Raw genomic sequence first — 21,064 nt, 5'->3', positions numbered from 1 at the left:
AATTAGAAATTAACATTTACGCCAAAAACAAAACTTGGAGAGGTAAAACCGCCCAACATATACTTAGCGTCTCTGCTTTTAGCAAAAGTATATACGTTTTCTGCGTTTAAATTGAAACGTACTCCGTCTAATTTTACTTTCTTAATAATAGCACTTGGCATTTGATACGCCAATGAAATGTTGCTTAATCTTACATTTGAAGCATCCAAAATATTGATATCTGCATAAGAATAAATAGTACGAGATTCTGAATTAAATTCTGATTCATACTCATATACAACTCTTGGAACATTTGTAAAAGCTTCGTCTCCTGGCTGTTTCCAACGATCTGCAATATGATTGTTTACTACTGTAATATCTGTTACATAACCTCCAATTGCTCCATTATAATTGTTAGCCAACATTGGCAGGAATGTGTTTCTTACTTTATGTCCTAACTCATAAATGAAAAGAGCCGAAAGTGAGAAGTTTTTATAATTGGCAGAAGTATGGAAAGAACCGCTATGTGTAGGAACTGTAGATCCAAAATCTTTAATAGCATCTATCTGTCCCGGATTGTATTTTACTGCTGTTCCTGAAGCATCATAAACCTGAGGAACTCCCGTATTACTCAAACCAGCCCATTTGTATCCATAAATAGAGTTAAAACTTGTTCCAACTCTTGGAAAAGAAGAAGGATAATCTAATTGAAGATAATATACCGGAGCTTTTACATTTACATAATCAACTACGTTTTTATTATAGGCATACAAAACAGAAGCGTCCCAAGAGAATGATGGTGTTTTTACCAGTGTTCCTCTTAAACTAACTTCGATACCTTTATTGGTCATTTCTCCGTTATTAAGTGTATAGGTTGAATATCCAAATCCTTCAGTTGGAATTCCCTGGCTGCTAGCTAATAAATCCTGACCTTTTTTATTATATAAATCTAAAGTTCCGCTTAATCTGCTTTTAAAGAATGAAAAGTCTAAACCAATGTTTGTTGTAGTTGTTTTTTCCCAAGACAATTCAGGATTTGGTCGTCTGCCAACACTTCCCTGAGTTCCTCCAACATTTGGATTAGCACTGTAAAAAGCGGTTAAATAAGGCGCAGTATCTTTTGCGATATTTCCTCCAATACCATAAGAACCACGAAGTTTAAGTGCATCTACCCAATCCACATCAAAAAATGATTCATTGTTAATATTCCAGCCCGCACCAACAGACCAGATTGGTTTGTTTTGGTATTTACTGTCTGTTCCCCAAAGATTAGAACGATCCCAACGAACACTTCCGGAAAGCGTATATCTTCTGTCATAAGTATATCCACCTGTTGAGTAAACTGAAACATAGCGGTTCTGCAATTCTTTTTCTAATGCAAATTCATTTTGTGACATATAACCACTGAAAACAGATCCGTATACTTTTAACAAATCGGCTTGATTAATATTTGTAAAAGATAAAGCTTGTGCATCATAACCATAACGAGTGTTATCATTATACTCTTGTTTTGAATGACGAATCTCCATACCGGCTATAGCAGAAAAATCGTGCTTTTCAGCAAAAGTCTGATTAAAGTTTAACTGCTGACGGAAATTATAAGCATTAGAAAACTGATTGGTTTGTTTCATAATATCGCCATAAGGCAAATTATAAACTGCTTTATTATTCGCAATTGTAACCATACCATTTACCTTGTTTCGTACATAGTAAGAATCTCTTCCAAATAACTGACTTGCACGATCTGAAGCAAATTCATATTGGAACATGGCATTGTATGTAAATGCTTTACTGAATTTCACATTAAACTTAGCGTATGTTCTGTTCAGGAAACTTTTGTTTTCAACACCATTTCTTCCAAATTCATCCATTGGAGTAATGTCCATGTTGTAAAGACCGTAAGTCTGCATCGACTGAAGTGTAAAATTATTATAACGAGAGGCAGCTGTAGAAACAAAATTAGTTCCATCATTATTTACCAACTGATTGTATGGCTGATATTTGAATCCCGGATTTGAAGCAAAATAACTCTGTGTATCTCCTTTTCCAAAACTAGTGTAACTTCCTAAGTCCAAAGACAACCAGCTGTTAATTTGTGTTGAGTTTTTCAAATTAAGACCAATTGTTTCATTTTCAGTATTGATATCTTCAAGCTGATTGCTTTTGTAAGTTAAAGAAGCATTGAAAGTATTCGTTTCAGTTGCTTTTCCTAAACTTAGATTGTGCTGTAGAAAATATTGATCACGTTTTGCATATTTGGCAATATCATCATAGTATTTGTAACCTTGAGCACCAAGTGCATCCAAACGGCTGTTCATTTCTGCCATTGAAGTTTTTCCGGCATAACCATTCAAAATAGTCTGCATTCCTAAACTTGTAAATGCTGCATTATTTAGCAATGATTGCGCATAAGTAGCTGAATTTGCCGTTTTCAAATTAGGATTTCCAGCTGCCCATCCTCTTTCTAAATCAATAATATCTCCAGAATCAGTAAGGTTTCCTGTATAATTTCTATAAGGAGTAACTGTCAAGTTACTTGAAAAAGAAATATTGGTTTTACCTGCTTTTGCTTTTTTAGTGGTAATTACTATAACTCCATTAGCAGCACGTGCACCATAAATAGAGGAAGCTGCCGCATCTTTTAAAACTGTAATCGTCTCAATATCTTCTAAGTTAAGGCCTGGAAGATTTTCTTCTATTGTATTATAAGGCGTTAATCTTGTGTTTTCAACAGGAAAACCATCAATAACGTACAAAGGTACTGCTGAACCAGTTGCCATAGAAGTCGTTCCACGGATTTTTCCGTCCTGATATCCAACAATACGTCCTTCTAAAATTTTATCTAAACCGCTTAAACGTTGTTCTTTAAAATCTGCTGCTTTTAAGTTGGAAAAAGATCCTGTTGCTTTTTCTGCAGTAATTTCCTGATACCCTGTCTTTAAAACAAGTCCTTCCAATTCCTGTACATCTTCTTTTAAAACAACATTGATAACGCTTCTACCTTCCACTTTTATTTCTTGTCTAACATATCCTAAATAAGAGAACGCTAAAGTAGTTTCGCCACTCACGGCAATAATCTGGTATTCACCATTAAAATCAGTATTTACACCTCTACCTGAACCATTATCAGCAACAGCTGCACCAACTAAAGGCATTCCCTTTTCGTCAGTAACCCTACCTTTTACGATAAAATCTGCTTCGGCTTTTACTGTTTTTTCTTCCGGCGCTTTTTTTGCCATCAAAACAATGTGGTTTCCAGAAACTTTATAGTCTGTACCTGTATTTCCAAAAATGGTATTTAAGATTGTTTCGATAGAAACATTATTCTCATTAACATTAATTGTTCTGTTTAAATCAACAGATCTTACATTGTAAACAAATCTATAATTCGTAGTGTATTCAAGCTTTTCGATAACTTTTGCAACGGTCATGTTATTTGCATTAAAAGACATTTTGGCCTTTTGCGAGTAGCTTACTCCCGCCTGCATAACCGTAAAAGTGGTTAAAATAAATAATGTGGTCAATTTCATTTTCAAATCGAATTTCAAAAAAGGCTCGTCGAACCTGATTTTGTTCAATAGTTTTTTCATACTTTTAAAATGTTTTTTTTAATGTTGGTTGGTTAATTAACTGATCGCATTTACTCTACCGGGAAATGTTGGCGCATTTTCCGGTTTTTTTATAACGATCCATTTCATTTTTGGATTTTTGTTACATAGGCGTTTAATTTATTTTAGATTTCTGATTTTATATCTTAGATTTTTCAATCTTACTTCTATATTCTATTCTCTATTTAATAGTAATCTTATCTCGGTCTATATCGTAATCAATAGCATAACTGTCGCTGAAATATTTCAAAACCACTTCGATTGGTTCGTTATCAAAACGAGCATTAAAAATTTCTTTCCCAAGCATTTTATTTCTGTTGATGAAAGTCACATTGTAACGACGTTCCAGTTTTTTAATAATATTCTCAAACGACGCATTTTTAAATACTAAACTTCCTTTTACCCAAGCCGTATAATACTCCGTATTAACCAGCTCTTTTGTAATTTTTGACTGTCCGCTTTCGTTTGAACCTTTTTCCCCAGGTTTCAGATATACCTGGTTTTCTTTTGCTTTCTGATCTTTATATAAAGACACTTTTCCTTCAACCAAAACCACATCAGTGCTTGTATTTTCACTGTAAGTATCTACATCGAACTTAGTTCCCAGAACTTCAATATTTATATTTTGTGTATTTACGTTGAATGGATGTTCTTTGTCTTTTTCTACTTCAAAATAAGCTTCGCCCAAAAGATAAACTTGGCGGTTTTGATTTTTTACAAACTGCACCGGATAACGTAATGATGTTCCGGCATTTAAATGTACCAATGTTCCATCTGACAATTGTACCTCAAACTTTTTTCCGTAGGGAATCCTGATCGTATTGTAAACCAGTGCTCCTTCAGAATAAGCTTTTGTGTAAACCAATCTGTCTTTTTCCTGTCTTCCAATTACTTTTCCGTCTTTATCGACTATGTTTCTGTCTTCGTTTAACTTCAGATTCTGCGATTCGTTTCCAAGCTGCAACACAATTTCATCTTCTCTTGGAATTACTATATTTTGTTTGGGCTTTGTTACAGTATCTGAATTTTTATAAAAATAAAATCCTCCCAAAGCCACAATTAAAATAGCTGCATATTTATAATACGATGAAAATCTTCTTTTATAAAAAATACTATTCTCTTTTCTGATTCTTTCAGAAAGCTGTTTTCTCACTTCAGTAGAATCAAAATTATTCATAGCGGTGTCTATTGCGTAATTGGTTTTTACAAAATCCTTAAACACAATTTGATTTTCACCCTCTTTTAACCATTCGGTCAGTTGCTCAATTTCTTCCTGACTTGCCTGATTTGTGATAAATTTAACGATTAAACGCTCTGATTTTTTCACGGTCATTTTAGTTGTTTTTAATATTATTACGAAGCCAAAAAACAAAACCCTAACAATTTGATAAAGTTTTTTTCATTTTGATGATTTTTTTATTTTTCTCTATTTTTCAACATCAATAAATTCTACTAATTTGATAGAAATAAAAGAGTAAATATTTTTATATTTGCGTTTTTTCGGTTTTTTATTTGTAATAAATTTCAAATAGAATTTGTCAAAAATGAAGATTTTTAGCAAATAAAGGCCTTATTTAAACAGCGAAAATTATAAATTTATATATTTGTTTTTATGAAAACGGGTGATTACAACGATAATACTGTATTAATTGAGTCTCTAAAAAATGGAGATGAAATGGCTTATACCTATTTAATCGACACCTATCATCATAAACTTTGTGTTTATGCTAACAGTCTGGTAAAGAATATTTACAGTGCCGAAGACATTGTTCAAAACGTTTTTATCAAGGTTTGGGAACAACGTACAAGATTAAAAGCAGATCATTCCTTAAAAAGTTTTCTTTACAAATTAGCTTATAATGAATTTATTGATTTATATCGAAAAAACCAATCTTTATTTTCATTGGAAAAATCCTATTATGATGCTTTGAACGGAATTGTTCAGGAAGAAGATTCTGAAGCTTTTCAGAGAGTTTTAAATGCTGTAAACAAGGAAATTCAGAATCTGCCTCCAAAATGCAAAGAGGTTTTTATTCTGAGTAAAAAAGAAGGTTTAACGAATATTGAAATCGCTGAACATTTGGACGTTTCCATAAAAACTGTTGAAGCTCAAATCACTAAAGCTTTTTCTATCCTAAGAACTTCATTGGAGGAAAAAGTAAGAAGCGTTTTGTTTCTTTTGTTTTCTGCTAAAAAAAAATTCAGACTAAGTAAATTAATCTGAATTTATTGACTTATTGTTTTAAAGCATAAATAAATCCTCTTCCCTTTTTTCCTGTTTCGAGTTCATATTCGGTTTCAATTCGGATATAACCGTCGCCTTCAAATTCGTCCAGATAATCCCAGTTTGCAGTCAAATCTTCTGAGAAAAGAACATAACAGTTTATCATTTCGGCTTCATCTTCCGGCATTAGAATAAAACCGTTATATCCTAATGATGAACCCCAGCCTCCTTCTTTCAGTTTTCCTTTTATAGTTGCTTTTTGCCATTCTCCTTTAATCGGATCCATAACCGAATGATTGGATTGTCCTGGCGCCAGCGAACCGTAAATAATTAAAGCTGGTATAGATTGCAAATCTTTCATTTAAGACACATTTTCCATTTTTTGTTCAAATATCTCTAAAACCGGCATTTTCATATCGTGGTAAAAAAGCACTTTCCAGTTTTCGTCTTTGGCTTGTTGCTCCCATTTCTTGCGGGATTCCATAGCACGTTTTCCGTCAAAGTCCGTTTTGTAAGCTACGTGCATTGACCAATATATTTTTTGAGGCAAATCGTCTGCTCCGTAAAAGACAATTTCATCATCTGCTTTAATCCAGAAAACCTGATGATATTTGGTATGCCCAGCCGAAACTTCGTAGAAAATTTCATCTGTAATAGTACCTTTATCATCCTGCATTAACTCTACATTAGGCAATTTTTTCAATTCATTTAAAATCTCAAAAACATACGACGGATTATTGATTTGTTCTAAAGCAAAATCTATTTCTCGTTCCTGAATGTAAATTGTTGCATCAGGAAAATTTTGAACCAAATTTCCATTTTCAAAATAACCAATTCCTTCGATATGATCTTTGTGCAGATGCGAAACCAAAATTTTTGTAATTTGTTCTGGATGAATATTATTTTTTCGAAGCATTTCATGAATAAACGGAATTCCATCATTCATAAATCCTAAACCAAAATCTAATAATATGACGTCAGTATCTGTAATAACAACAAAAGGCTGAATTGCCATTTTAAGTCCTGTTTCGTTAGTATTTTCTGTTATTAATTGAAATTCCTTTTTAGAATTGGCAATATAATTTCCTTCTTGTAAAGCTATAATTTTCATTTTTGTTCTGCTTTAATTTTGCGACACTACAAAGTTCTTAAGAATTTCTATATTTGTAAAACCTTATTTTTCGATAAAATCAATCGATAAAACCGATTTAGAAATGGAACTTCGACAGCTAAAATATTTTCTAAAAGCCAAAGAATTGCTGAATTTTACAGAAGCGGCTTCGGCGCTTTTCATCAGTCAGAGCACTTTATCACAGCAAATTAAACAACTGGAAGACGAATTGCAGGTACCGCTTTTTAACAGAATTGGAAAAAGAATTACGTTAACCGAAGCTGGAGATTTATTTTCGGTTTATGCGCAGCAGTCCGTCAACAAAGCAACTGATGGTTTTGAGCTTTTAAAAGATTTGAATAATCTGGAAACGGGAAAAGTTGCCATTGGTGTGACATACGCCTTACGTCATGTGGTTACCAAAGCGTTGATTATTTTTAGTTCTGAATTTCCTAAAATTCAATTCGAAATTGTATTTGGAACTTCGCAGGAATTAATTCATAAACTGAACCATTTTGAATTGGATGTAATTCTGACTTTTGAAGAAATTGCTGCTGAAGCACATTTTAAATACAGGGAATTATTTACTTCCCCAATGGCTTTAGTAACCTCAACGGAAAACTCATTCACCAATAAAAAAAGTATTTCCCTGGATGAGGTTAGTTCTTTGCCACTTGCACTTCCGTCCAGTGGATTTAGTACAACACAGTTCATTAATAAAGCTTTCAAAAAAGACAATCTTAATCCGAAAGTTACTATTGAAATCAATGACATTCCAACTTTATTAGAATTAATAAAAACAGGAAAATGGCACACGATCTTAACTAAAACAACCATTGAAAATGAAAAAGATTTACACGCCATTCCTATAAAAGGAGAAAATATGACCCGAACCGCAATGCTGATTTCTTTAAAAGAAGTTTATGAGAAAAAAGCAGTTGTGGCGTTTTTGAAAACGTTAATGGCTGTTAATTAAAAACAAAACTTAAAAGCCTTCGTGATTATAAAGTTTGCCATTTCGATTTCTGTGACAAAACTGGACTTAATAATTTAAACACATAGAGACATAGTTTTTCTTTGTGGTTAAAGGCGTTTCACTTATTTAAATGCACATAGCTATGTGTGAGAAACTAGTTTCTTTCTATTTTCTTTTTGATATTCATTAAATCTATGTTTCTATGTGTTTAAAAAAAATGCCGGATGTAGACGCACTGCAGTGCGTCTCTACAGAAGATCTTTGTAACTTTTCTAAAATATATTTAAAAAAACTATTTCAAATCTGCTTCAAAAGGCGAAGCCGGCAAATTTTCTTTATTGTATAAATTCGCATTAAACGGATTATCTCCCCAAGCGTAACGGACTTTCACTGGATTACGAATATCATTATTCCAAACGATAACTTTATCGCCTTCTATAGTTGCTTTTGCCCAAACAAACTTTCCGTCTGGACCTGCAACTGCAAAACCATTTAAAGTATTACCGCCTTTACTCATTAAACCAGATCCTAAATCGGTAAAGCTCAAAACAAGCTGCTCTTCTTTCTTTTCTATTGATTTAAAAACCGGACCTGAAGCGATTAATTTCTTTTCTCCATAAACTAATTTTCTAGCTTGTAACGCTAATCGTTTTCCAACATCATATTTATTTAAAGGATGAATATCGTTCCATTCTCCTAAGTCTATGGCAACTGCCATTCCTGTATTTGGAATTTCTAAAACCTTGCTTTGCTGTTGTCTTAATGCCGCCCAATTGCTTTCTGAAGGTACTGGTTTTGGCTCCATAAAATTGGGTAACTGTACCAATAAAAAAGGTAATTTTTCCTGATCAAAAAGTGTTCTCCAATTGTTTATTAAAGTTTCCATTAACGGGAAATATTCAGCCGGCTTTTTGGTATTGGCTTCGCCCTGATACCATAAAACACCTTTTAAAGCATAATTCTTAAGCGGAGCGATCATGGCATTATAAAGTCCGACGGGTTTCCATCTTACGAAAGTTTGCCCTGGTAACGGAAGCATTTTTGATCCTAATTTATAACTCCAGCTTCCTTTTAAATCAATGGTTTTATCGCCAACAATTAACTCGTAAGGTTTATCAGTTACAAAACCGCCTCTTCCCGAATTATTAATTACACGAATGGTAATTTCATTTTTTCCTTCTTTTAAAATATTGGCATTAAAAGAATAAATTCTTGGTGGATATTGATAAGAAGTAGTTCCCACAAAATTTCCATTTACAAAAACCGAATCGGCATCGACTATTCTTCCTAAAATAATTTTTGCCTGACTTTCTTTAATTTTTTCTAAAGTGAATTGTTTTTTAAACCAAACTGAACCATTTATATTACCCAATTCTCCATCAGCCCAATAACCTGGAATGTTCATTGTTTTCCAATCAGAAACAATTGAGTTTTTCCATTTTTCTTTTAATCCGGGATCGGTTTCGTTTAATAATTTGTACCAGTCTGAATTTACTTTTCTGTCGTTTGCATCAATTTCTTTTTCGAGTTTTCCATCTTTGAATTTTAAATATTCCTGATCATATTCCGGGAACTTTTTAATTCCTTCCTCATTAATCCATGATTCAGCAGGAGAACCGCCTAAAGCACTATTTATTAATCCGATTGGGACTTTATATTTTGCGTAGATTTCGGTCGCAAAAAAATAACCAACTCCTGTAAATTGTAAAACGTTTACGGGATTTGCTTCAACCCAGGAACCGGAAGAAAAATCGGTTCTTTCTTTTTCGAAATAATATTCGTCTGGAACTAAGAACTGTCTGACATTTGAGTTTTGAGATTGGGCAATTTCGTCTTTGTATTTATCCTTTAGTCTGTCCAGCGGAAGTTCCATATTAGATTGTCCTGAACACAACCAAACGTCTCCGAAAAGAATATTTTTCAGGACAATGGTATTGCTTGCATTTAAAGTCATTTCAAATGGTCCGCCCGCTTTTTGTGACGGAAGCTGAATGAACCATTTTCCTTCTTCTGAAGTTGTGGTTTTATACTTTTTCCCTTTAAAATCCAATTCTATATTTTCATTTGCTGATGCCCAGCCCCAGATATTGACTTTAGTATCACGTTGTAAAATCATTCCGTCGCTGATTAATCGCGGCAGTTTTATTTGGGCATTAATTGCAAAGCTTAAAAAGACAGCTAGTAATGTTATTTTGCTTTTCATTTGATATCTATTTTTTTGCCACTAATTAAAAGATTAACACCTATTATTAAAAAATTCTTCTAATCCTTTTAATCTGTGGCTAAGGTTTTTTCTGCCACGAATTACACAAATTGACACTAATCTATACTTTGTCTATAATATACAATCGCACGATTTTTTTGATTTGTGAAATTGAAGACAACAATAAAAATTAGTGTCAATTCGTGTAATTCGTGGCGAATAAAAAAACTATTCATATGTATATAATTTTATTTTTTGGATTTCGTAATCACCAACTGAAATTCTTAAATGCCTGCCTTGATGTGTTTGATCTCCGTTAAAATGTCTTATGGTTTTCCATTTTTCATTTTCGAATTTCCCTTGATCGGTTTTTAGAATTCCGGCCTTTAAATTTTCTTTTAAGGATTTAAAAGTAACCACAATTCCTGATCCTGAAATATAAAATTCGTCTTTGGAAATCTCAATAATTATGGCGCTTGACATTGGCCAGGAATCTGCTTTTGCTCCATCAGACCAATTTAAAGTATAATCATGTTTAAAAGTAAATTCGTAATCCCCCATTTTGATAATCTGCGTATTATTTTCTTTATCTAACAAAACACCGTCAATTTTTCCTTGTCCTTTATTGGCTTCAATAGTTGGAGTTAATTGCTGTATTAAATCATAGATTTTTCCTAGAGGTTCTTTTTTGGCATCTGTAACTGATTCTATTGAGAAAGGCGAAAAACCAATCGCTTCGTAATGTCCAATCGCATACAAACCTTTAAAAGGCGCGGTTTCATCAAAACGATGCTCCGGAATAAATAACGGATCACCTTGTCTGGTAAATAAATCGTTCCATTGTTTGAAAGACGGATTATAAAAATCGGGTGCTAAAAAATCGATTGTATTTCCTGCTGCTTTCCAAACGTCCATTATGTGCGGAAGTGGTCCGGCACTTGGATATTGTCCCGGTTTTTTCTCAGGTGCGTTCAGAGCGGCATTGACAAACATCGGAATTGGATAAATGTCTTTTCCTGCTTTGGCAACTGTATTGGTGAATTTTGAGAAATACCAAGCCATAAAAATTTCGTCTGTATGCAATCCTTTTCCAAAAACAGCTTCCCAACTTCCAGAAGTTTTAAATCCGTTTTTCTTCCAGATTTCCAGAAATTCCGGAACGAGTTTTTCTTTGTTTTTTTGAAGATATTGCAACAATTCTTTTGGAGCTTCTTTTTTAAAAGCTTCATTTGCTAATGGATGATAGTCTCTTGCAGTTGGCAGCATTCCGATTTCGTTCTCCACCTGAATCATGATTACAGTTTGTTCTTTTTGATCGAAATCTTTAATATGTGCCATTAGTTTTTTGAAGGCATTCAAATCGGCCTGCAGATTATTTTCGCTGAAAGGCGTTAAAATTTCATGACTTTTGTCTTGGTCATCTTTAACTCTTGGATATTTTTTCTGATTTAATTTGACCCAGGCCGGTGCATGGCTCGACATACTATTTTTCCAGGATCCAAACCACAGAAAAACCAATTTCAGCTTTTCTTTTCTTGCTCTTAGAATTAAATCGTCTACTAAAGCGAAATCAAACTTTCCTTCTTCAGGTTCAATTAATTCCCAATAGATTGGAGTCAAAACAGTGTTGAGGTTCATATCAGCCAATTTGGGCCAGATCGTTTCCATACTTTCCATACTGGTTGCGGAAGAATTTCCTAGTTCTCCTCCACGTATCAGGAATGGTATTTGGTTTACAATTAATTGTGTTTTGTTTCCTTTTTTCTGAAGATGAGGTATGTTTTGGCAAAATCCAAACTGCATCATAAATAAAGCCATCAGAAGCAGTCTGTTTTTTAGAAAAAATCTAATTGAATTTGGTTTAAGATAACAAGCCATTCTGTTTTTGTTTTTGCTCAATTAAAATCCTGAGCTTAAAAGTTAAGAAAATAAATAATCCATAGTACAAACCCTTTTACAGATTTGCACTATGGATAATTACTAATTAAATATTTAAGGTTTTACTAACTCTCCTGAGAAACCTAAACTTACATCTTTTCCTGCAAGTCCGTCTGCTGCTCCTTTGTAGGCATGTTTACGAACATAATTAGCATCCCAAAGGTTTGGAGATTCGTTAGGAAGCCAGTATTCATGTTCTTTCGCATTATCAGAAACACCCCAAATTGTGATTCCGTATTGCTGTGCTACAGGAATATATTTTTTGTACATATCGATTACATACTGATACATTTCTGCTTGTGAAGCTTGTTGTGCTACAGTTGGTGTTGCCGTTCCTAATCTTACGTCTAACTCAGAAATTTTAATTAATTTTCCTGAAGCCGCTAATTTTTGGAACATCTGGACAATTTTATCTTTGTCTGTAGTTAAGCCAATATGCATTTGTGTACCAATTCCGTCAACCTGAGCTCCCTGACTTTCGATATATTTTACATATTCGATTATTCCGTCACATTTATCCAGTCTCGATTCTAAATTGTAATCGTTAATGAAAAGTTTGTCTGTTGTATTTCCATATTGACGTGCCAGTTTAAACGCTTTTACGGCATAATCTTTTCCAAGATATTTTACCCATGAGAAATAATCTGTTGCTGTATCGCCTTCACTTCCATTTCTAAGAGTTCCGTCTTCTTTCATTGGTTCATTTACTACGTCCCATGAAAAAACACTTGTTTTGTAGTGTGTCATCATTTTAGAAATCCAATCGGTCATGGCATCACCAATAATTTTAGTTTTCTCAGCATCTGTTTTGTCAATTGTTATTGGCGCAGTTGGTCCTCCGCCAGATGATGCGTCATCGGTTACTAAAACATTATCAATATAATACGTTCCGGCAGCTCCTCCTAAATCAAAACCAAAACCGGTTTCACCTCCTTTTGCTGTTATCTTCCATTCTATTTGTTTCCATGAAGTGGTTGTTGTCTGGTCTCCCTGATAACTTGCTACGGAGCCTGGCGTAGTGGAACATCTTACAGAACCATTCGCTTCAGAACGAATCATATAAGAAATTGTGTAACTTTTTCCTGCTACCAATGTCGAGGTAAAAGTTGTCTGAATTTGAGTTCTCCATTGATCTGTTGGAGTGCTTGTAGCATTTACTACTTTCATTGATCCGCTTCCTTCATAAACATTTGAAGCTCCTGTTGCGGCACTTAAAGCATCCGCAGCACCATTCGCTTTACTCCATCCGGTTATTCCTGAATTGAAATTTCCATTAGAAACTAAGTTAACTGGTCCTGTTGCTGCATCAAGATCTACAACTGCAAGAGTATTAGCATCAATCAAATAAGTTACATTTGGAAGATATCCTAAATCCAAATTGAACTGAAACGTCGTACTTCCTGCTTTAAAATCACCTGGAGCCAATTTAATTTTAACTTGCTGCCAGGCCGAGGTTGTTGCAAACGCTTCTGTCCAGGTTCCTCCTGTTGCAAACCAGTCTTTGTACGGATATTGATTGGTTAATGAAGTATTAAATGAAATACGTCCTTTACCTGCAACATCAGATTTGATATAAAATGAAATCTCATAGTTATGTCCGGTAACAATTGGTACATTTGGAGATGTCAATTGAAGACTATAAGCTGCAGAAGAACTTGCGCTTGATGCCAATTGAATAGCTGCCGAAGTACTTGTTAAACCTGCATTTGCTACGGTTGTGATTCCTTTTCCTGGATTATTTCTAGCCCAGCCTGTAAAGGTTCCGTTTTTGATAGGGGCAAGATCTAAAATATTTGTTCCGCTAGAACCCGGAATTACTGTTGGGGCAATAATACCATTTAAATAACTTGCATTTTGATTGGAATGCCAAATTAAAGTATGTCCAAAAACACTTAATCCGGCACTTTTTGTCGCCGCTATAAAAGCATCTACATTGGTAAAATTAATTTCTCCTTTTGAGTTTACCATCGCACCATGTTTCATTTCGTAACCTGGTGTTACCTCATCAAAATTATCGTTTACAATTTTTCTGTAGGCAGCATCGCTCATGTACAAACTAATTCCGATTCCGTTTCCTAAAGGAAAATCTGAATAGTTTTTTAATGGTTCATAACGGCTGATTTTTTCTACTAAAGCTAATGGAAGTTCAGCTCCTGTTACTGCTCCGTGTTCCGGGTCTTTTCCCCACTCCATCAAATTATCATCACATGATGATAAAATCATTAGCGATGAAGCGATTATTGGTATGATATATTTAGATTTCATTTTGTGGTTTTTGTTAGTTAAAATCATTGTAAACTGGTGTATCTAATGGCACAATTCTCCAGTTATCTGTATAGACTTTTACCGAAGTTGCTTTAGACGGAAATTCTACTTCACTTGCATTTCCGGTAACATTGGATAGTTTTACATCAGAATTTTCGAAGTAAATTCCAAAGTTTTGATAAGTCGCTGCTTCTCGATAAGCTAAAACTGTTTCGAAAGTAAAGGCTTCTTTAGACCAAGCATAGAATTTGTTTAAAGGAATTGTAATTGTGATCCATTTGTCTGTTTTTACTCCAACCGATTTTCCATCCACAATCCAAGGAACGTAGTTGTAACAAGCTCCAGCCCATTCGCCTCCATTAAAATTGTTAATCATACAAATTTTCAGGAAACCTGACTGTTGCCAAACTTCAGGGATTAAAATATCAAATTGAAAAGCTACTTTGTCCAAAGGTGTCGTTGCCGGAATATAAGGTGTTAATTGTGCTCTCCAATTGTCTACTCCGTTTCCTGCTGTCCAAACTTCTGAACAACGGTTTTTAGCAGCATCAAAAGAAGCAATACGAGCAGGACGATGAGGCACATATTTTCCCTGAGAACTATTTCCTGTTCCAATAGCAGCTGATTCTAAATCTGCCGGCTGAATCATACTTGTTGAAGTTCCCCAATATCCATGTGAACCTTGTCCGTCAAAATTTAGCAATATTCCTTTTTTGAAATTAAAATAAGCTGGAGAATAAACTCCTCCGTTTGATGTTTCAGCATAAATAGAACCTCCCAAATCTGAAATTCCTGCTGGCACCACCACTGTAAATAACTCGCCGTCTTCATCTGAAGTAATTCCGGAAGTCACTTCAACATTTCCTGGAAAAACCACTTTACTTACTTCTGTCAAACCGGCTCCAGATATACTAATTGTTTCACCAGGATTTGGCATCGTGTTAGAAATACTGGAAATAACCGGTTTTCCTGCACGAATCTGAAAAGGAAATATCACTTCATGAGAATCGTTTACAAAACGAATTGTATTTCTTACTGACGGATCTGCATCTGAAATCGGAGTATCTGCTGAGACACTAACCAACATTGAATTATTTGATACAAAAACAACATTAAAATAAGTCGAATATCCATTAATATAAACCTTTCTCAAACCCGAAAAACCAGAACCTTCGATACGTAAAAGCTGTCCTAAACGGGCAAAACTTACTTCTCTGTCCGGAACAGATGAGTTTATATCTTCTAAGAACACTCTCGTGATTGTCATCGAACCGCCTTGAGAATCGTTATTGTCACATGATGTAAACAACATACTGAAAACCATCATTCCAAGAAGCGCGATAGGTGCCCAATACTTTTTATTTAAAATATATTTCATATTACTATTTCTTTAGTTTTTTATTTCTGTATACTAGAATAAGTCTTTAATTTTCTCTTCTGTAAACTGATACGGAACAGGATTTTCTCTCAACAATGGATTCTGAACTAACTCAGATTCCGGATAAGGAAGCGTGAAAATTGTTGCATCTATTACACCAATAGCGCGAGGACTACTGCTTCTTGCCGGATCTATTGAAACGGTATTAGTAGCAGCATCATAAAGAATAGGCTGAACTGTACCACGGTCCTGGCCTGTTATGTAGTTAATTACTTCTTGTTGTTTGTAATAGGCTCTTCTTACCAAATCATACCAGTATTGTCCTTCCATAGCCAGTTCTACTCTTCTTTCATGAATAATATCGGCATAAGTTAAAGACGTTTTTGGAGCAAGACCAGCGCGTGTACGTAATTTGTTTATGCCACTTAAAGCCATCGCATCAGAAGTAGACGTATTGTTTCCTAAAGCGGCTTCTGCATAGTTTAAATACACTTCGGCTAAACGAAGCATATTGGTATTTAAAGCAGAATTCATACGGGAAATTTTTGAGTTGTCTTTAGTTGATCCTACAACACCTTTCTTTATGTTTACAAACTCTTTACTGTGGTCAACTGTATAACCGCCGTTTGATTTATTAATTTCCGGATAAAAATCATCATCAGCCATCCAGGTTGCTCTGCGACGAAGATCTTTTGATTCGTATTCTTTTAAAACATCATACGAAGCTCTTGTCCAGTAACCCCAGGCAGCATCGTCTCCGGTAATATCAGAACCTAAGGCAAAATAGGCCTGCTGTGTATTATTTACTCCATAAACTCCGTTTGGAACCCATTGAAGAGCAAACATAGACTCTGAATTGTTATTATTCTCAATCATGAATAAATCTTCATAATTTGCCATCAGGCTGTAAGGACCTGAACTTATTACTTTTTCAGCAGCTTTCTTTGCTAAATCAAGATATTCCTGACTGCGTGTTCCACTGTTCGGATTATCGCTAACTCCTGAAAATGATAAATAAACTCGGGAAAGCATTCCAAATGCGCTGTATCTTGTTAAACGGCCAGACTGTCCTGCCGTTTCGGGAAGATATTTAGCTGCAAATTCTAAATCACGAATTGCAAATTCATAAACATCTTTTAATGGATTTTTGTTGACAATTGGATTTTTTACTAATGCGCTTGGATCTGTTGAAATAATAACATCACCCCATAATGAAGCCAGATACCAGTATGCCGTTCCTCTCATAAAACGAGCTTCTGCCATATATCTGTTTTTAATAGCATCGTTTAACGGACTTCCGGAGATTCCAATAATTACGTTATTCGATTGTTGTACTACATTATACAAAGATCCCCAGGCAGAAACCAACGGCCCGGTTAATCCCGTTTCTGTTAAATCGGTAAACGGATATACATAATCTGAGAAAGGAGCATACATATTGGCAGAACGTCCATCTCCTAATCCATAATAGAATTTATCATTAAAATCAAACCACACCACATTATACAATGGTCCTGTTGCGGCCTGAAAATCAGATTCACTTTTATAGAAATTTTCTTTGGTAATTCTATCGTTTGGTTCAACATCTAAAATATCGCTGCAACTGGTATAAACAAATGGCAATGCAATGATTAGAGCCGTATAAAATATTTTTCTTGTTTTCATTGTCTGGAAAATTTTAGAAATTAATGGTTAATCCAAGTGTCGTGATTATTGGTGACGGGTAACGTCCGTTATCAACACCTCTTAAAAGATTATCTTGATTTGAAGCACCTACTTCAGGATCATATCCTTTGTATTTGGTGAATGTCAATACATTTTGTGTATTCGTGTATACCTTTACATTAGAAATACCGTATTTCGAATACAAGTTTTTAGGTAAGTTGTATCCAATAGAAATATTTTTTATTCTTACATAAGATCCGTCTTCTACAAATCGATTACTTAAACGATAATTGGAAGCAGACGAAGCAGATGAAGCTCCAATTCTAGGCATGTAAGGATCTCCTCCAACAATCTGAACATTACGATAATCATTTGGTCCTGTTGGATCAATTAATTCTAATTGTGCGTATCCTAAAGCTGATTTTAATAAATTGGTATTTTCACGAGGGTTTTCCAACCATCTTCTTTGATAGTTTAGCACTTCATTCCCGTAAGATCCTGTTAGAAAAATATTGACATCAAAACCTTTGAATGAAAAAGTATTACCTACTCCAAATACAAATTTTGGTTCCGGGTTTCCAATATAATCCATGTCTTTTTCATTGATAACCCCATCCTTATTTTTATCATCAAACATATAGTCCCCAATCCATACTCCATTTTCTCCAATTGCCATACCTTCAGGCAAAGCAGTTGGTTTTACTACACCGTCTTTATCTTTATAATAAAAATCGGTAGCTTTCTCGAAACGTCCAATTACTTTATAACCATAAAACTGTCCTATTGGTTGTCCAACAGCTGTACGGGTAACAACAGTAACATCCGATCCCTGCTGAATTGTCCGATCATAAACTCCTGCCTCTGAATTAAGTCCTAAAACTTTACTTCTGTTAAGAGAGAAAGTTACATTTGATTTCCAAACAAAATCAGGTCTCTCCATATTTATTGTATTCAGGCTTAACTCAAGTCCCTTGTTTTCAATAGAACCAATATTAAATATAGGCGGAGTGGTAGATCCCTGACCTGTTGTCCCTGCATAAGCCGGGAGTGATAAAGGAAGTAGTAATCCATCTGTTTTCTTGTAGTAAACATCAGCAATTAACTCAATTCTGTTATTAAACAAACCTAAATCAAATCCCAAATTGGTCGATTTTGTTTTTTCCCATCTCAGATCCGGATTAGCAGTATTGGTTGCAATTTGTCCGCTTCCCCAATTGGTTGCCGATGTTCCATAAATTGAGGTATAAGGATAAGCGTATTGAACATTCTGATTTCCAACAAGTCCCCATCCTAATCTTAATTTCAAATTGTTGATCGTCTTATTCTCTTTTAAAAAGCTTTCATTTGAAATTTTCCAGGCAAAGGCCGCTGATGGAAACCAATCCCAACGATTTTCCTCAGCAAACTGAGAAGAACCATCATATCTTAAAGTTCCGGTCAGCAAGTACTTATCATCAAAAGAATAAAATAATCTTCCAAAATACGAACTAAGAGCTCCGGTAAAACTTCCATTTGAATTTCTTGCTGTAGTAGAATCCCCAGCATTTAAATCTGTAGCACCATTTGTAATGTAACCAGAACGATATCCGTACAAATTATCGCTATTTCTTTCTACATATTCCTGAGCTGCCAAAGCAGTAACAGCGTGTTTTCCAAAAGTTTTATTATAAGTTAACGTATTAGTCCAGATCCAGTTTTCACTAAGTGATTTTGTTCTGCTTCCTTCTCTTACTTCGTTTACGAGTGCTCCAAAAGTATAGGAAGGATTAAAAGTGTAGTTATTTCCAAAATTATAGTCTATTGAATAATTTGTTTTAAGCTTTAAATCCTTAGTAAAAGAGATTTCAGCGTAAACATTTCCTCTGATACCATAATTTTTATTGTAATTGTCTCTCATTAAAGCAAGACCCAATGGGTTATTCTGTACAAATTCTGTCGTATCTGGACCATCAAAAGTTCCATCTGCATTACGTGCCGCTACATTAGGTGTTTGCTTTAAAGCTGTTAATATTAAGGCTCCATCGGAAAAAGTATTGGTCTGATTGGTTTTGTAGACAGCCAGATTTACTCCGACTTTTAAAAAACTTTTTACCTGAGAATCAATTACTCCTCTAAGATTCAAACGATTAAATCCTGATCCAATCGCTACCCCTTCCTGATCCAAATATCCCATTCCAAATGCATAAGTAGTTGTATCAGAACCTCCTGATCCTGATAAATTATAACTCTGCATCATGGCGGTTGTAAACAACTCATCCTGCCAGTTTGTTCCTTCTCCTAATAAATCAGGACGAATAAAATAAGGATCTCTTTGTACGATTCCTAAATCGGCACGCGTGTTTTTCAGCGTTCCATATTCTCTCAAATTTAGTACCTGAAGCTGTTTTGGTATTTCCTGCCATCCTACATAACTATCAAAATTCATAGTAAGTTCCCCTTTTCTACCCGTTTTTGTGGTAATGATAATAACACCACTACCAGCTCTGGAACCGTAAATAGCTGTAGCTGAAGCATCTTTCAAAATATCTACCGATGCGACATCTGAAGGATTAATACCTGCCAATGGGTTAGAATTATTTGAACCTGTATTTCCATCAATTACTACTCCATCAATTACATAAATTGGCTCATTACCTCCAGATATAGAACTAATACCACGAATACGAACAGAAGAGCTGGAACCCGGAGCTCCATTATTTGCCTGAATATTAACCCCCGCAACACGACCTTGTAGTACCTGATCAATAGTCGTTGGTACAGATTGTGCTATTGCAACGCTATTTACAGAAGAAATTGCACCTGTTAAATCGCCTCTTTTTGCTGTACCGTAACCGATAACCACAACTTCTTGTAAGCTGTTCAAATCTTCTTCCAGTGTAATATCAATTTTATTTTTATTGGCAACAGCGATCTCTTTGGTTTTATAACCTATAAAACTGAAAGATAAAGTAGCATTAGCTGGAACTCCGGTTATGGAGTAAGTTCCATCAAAATTGGACACAGTAGTCGTTTTGGTTCCTTTCACAATAATATTCACACCTGGTATTGGTCCACTACCATCAGATACAGTACCCGAAACAGTAATTTGCGCATTTACTGCAGCAGAAAATACCAGCATCAGGATTAAGAATCCTAAATTCTTAAAGTATTTAGATCTGCTTTTAGTAATTAAAAAGTTAGTCATAAATAATTGGTTTAATGAGTTAATAGTATGGTTTAGTTAGTTTATTTTTTATTGACCTATAATTTGCTTTTCTGTTAAAAAAATGAAACAAATAATAACTTATAGTCAAAACAAATATATGCAAAAAACAACAACACACAATCGGTTGCGTTAATTTTTTTTGTCATTTTAAAAAAAATACCTTTATAAAAAAGCATATTTTTTGTTTATACTATTAAAATATTAAACAATCTTTAAAATCAGGTTTCAATACAGCGAAAACGTTAGAGATAATAAATTGTTTAGTTCAAAATCTTAAAAAAAACATAAAAAGTTAAATTTTCAAGTTTTTTCAAAAATCACTAAAACGTTGTAGTATTAATACCAAAATGAGCTGTAGAAAGAATCTTTACCAATCCCTTATAAAATAAGGCTTTTGACAGTTTACAAACTACCAATCACGAAGTTAAGCACTAAACAATATATTTCTTACAAAACCCAATAAAGAGACAATCGGTTGCTTTTAATCCAAAAAAATCCCCTCCAAGTGACAT

Annotated in this window: 12 protein-coding genes; 2 read left to right on the top strand and 10 right to left on the bottom strand. The window is 34.4% G+C overall.

Going from position 1 to position 21,064, the window contains the following annotated elements:
- Positions 1 to 2: 2 nt before the first annotated feature.
- Positions 3 to 3,569, bottom strand: a complete 3,567-nt coding sequence (locus ACFS3A_RS25640) for a SusC/RagA family TonB-linked outer membrane protein (RefSeq protein WP_379828418.1) — start codon at positions 3,567 to 3,569, stop codon at positions 3 to 5.
- A gap of 199 nt (positions 3,570 to 3,768) precedes the next feature.
- Positions 3,769 to 4,920, bottom strand: a complete 1,152-nt coding sequence (locus tag ACFS3A_RS25635; protein WP_379828416.1) for a FecR family protein — start codon at positions 4,918 to 4,920, stop codon at positions 3,769 to 3,771.
- A 279-nt stretch (positions 4,921 to 5,199) separates the two neighbouring features.
- On the opposite strand from ACFS3A_RS25635, the gene ACFS3A_RS25630 reads away from it, so the two are divergent.
- A complete protein-coding gene (locus ACFS3A_RS25630) occupies positions 5,200 to 5,811 on the top strand; it encodes an RNA polymerase sigma factor (RefSeq protein WP_379828415.1) in 612 nt (203 codons plus the stop codon).
- Positions 5,812 to 5,821: 10 nt separating this feature from the next.
- Here ACFS3A_RS25630 and ACFS3A_RS25625 read toward each other — a convergent pair whose 3' ends face one another.
- Both ACFS3A_RS25625 and ACFS3A_RS25620 read right to left on the bottom strand, forming a co-directional pair.
- Positions 5,822 to 6,172, bottom strand: a complete 351-nt coding sequence (locus tag ACFS3A_RS25625; RefSeq protein ID WP_379828414.1) for a gamma-glutamylcyclotransferase family protein — start codon at positions 6,170 to 6,172, stop codon at positions 5,822 to 5,824.
- Complete coding sequence (locus tag ACFS3A_RS25620) at positions 6,173 to 6,922, bottom strand: MBL fold metallo-hydrolase (protein WP_379828413.1); 750 nt, start codon at positions 6,920 to 6,922, stop codon at positions 6,173 to 6,175.
- A 103-nt stretch (positions 6,923 to 7,025) separates the two neighbouring features.
- Here ACFS3A_RS25620 and ACFS3A_RS25615 point away from each other — a divergent pair, with 103 nt between their 5' ends.
- Positions 7,026 to 7,898 (top strand): LysR substrate-binding domain-containing protein, encoded by an 873-nt coding sequence (locus ACFS3A_RS25615; protein WP_379828411.1) that lies wholly within the window; start codon positions 7,026 to 7,028, stop codon positions 7,896 to 7,898.
- Positions 7,899 to 8,190: 292 nt separating this feature from the next.
- Here the strand turns inward: ACFS3A_RS25615 and ACFS3A_RS25610 are convergent, their stop codons facing one another.
- The 6 genes from ACFS3A_RS25610 to ACFS3A_RS25585 form a co-directional block, all read right to left on the bottom strand.
- Positions 8,191 to 10,101 (bottom strand): sialate O-acetylesterase, encoded by a 1,911-nt coding sequence (locus tag ACFS3A_RS25610; RefSeq protein ID WP_379828409.1) that lies wholly within the window; start codon positions 10,099 to 10,101, stop codon positions 8,191 to 8,193.
- Between the two features lie 228 nt (positions 10,102 to 10,329).
- Positions 10,330 to 11,979, bottom strand: coding sequence for a GH35 family beta-galactosidase (locus ACFS3A_RS25605; protein WP_379828407.1), 1,650 nt, complete (start codon positions 11,977 to 11,979; stop codon positions 10,330 to 10,332).
- A 114-nt stretch (positions 11,980 to 12,093) separates the two neighbouring features.
- Positions 12,094 to 14,304, bottom strand: coding sequence for an endo-1,4-beta-xylanase (locus ACFS3A_RS25600; RefSeq protein WP_379828405.1), 2,211 nt, complete (start codon positions 14,302 to 14,304; stop codon positions 12,094 to 12,096).
- Positions 14,305 to 14,317: 13 nt separating this feature from the next.
- Entirely contained in the window at positions 14,318 to 15,682 is a 1,365-nt protein-coding gene (locus tag ACFS3A_RS25595; protein ID WP_379828404.1) for a glycan-binding surface protein, read from the bottom strand.
- A gap of 33 nt (positions 15,683 to 15,715) precedes the next feature.
- Complete coding sequence (locus ACFS3A_RS25590) at positions 15,716 to 17,347, bottom strand: RagB/SusD family nutrient uptake outer membrane protein (RefSeq protein WP_379828402.1); 1,632 nt, start codon at positions 17,345 to 17,347, stop codon at positions 15,716 to 15,718.
- Positions 17,348 to 17,360: 13 nt separating this feature from the next.
- Entirely contained in the window at positions 17,361 to 20,531 is a 3,171-nt protein-coding gene (locus tag ACFS3A_RS25585; RefSeq protein WP_379828400.1) for a SusC/RagA family TonB-linked outer membrane protein, read from the bottom strand.
- Between the last annotated feature and the right edge of the window lie 533 nt (positions 20,532 to 21,064).

The sequence above is a fragment of the Flavobacterium notoginsengisoli genome (assembly GCF_042686225.1).
In the GTDB taxonomy this organism is placed as follows: Bacteria; Bacteroidota; Bacteroidia; order Flavobacteriales; family Flavobacteriaceae; genus Flavobacterium; species Flavobacterium notoginsengisoli.
Note: the sequence above shows the minus strand (reverse complement) of the source record. Positions and strands in the feature narration are given on the sequence as shown.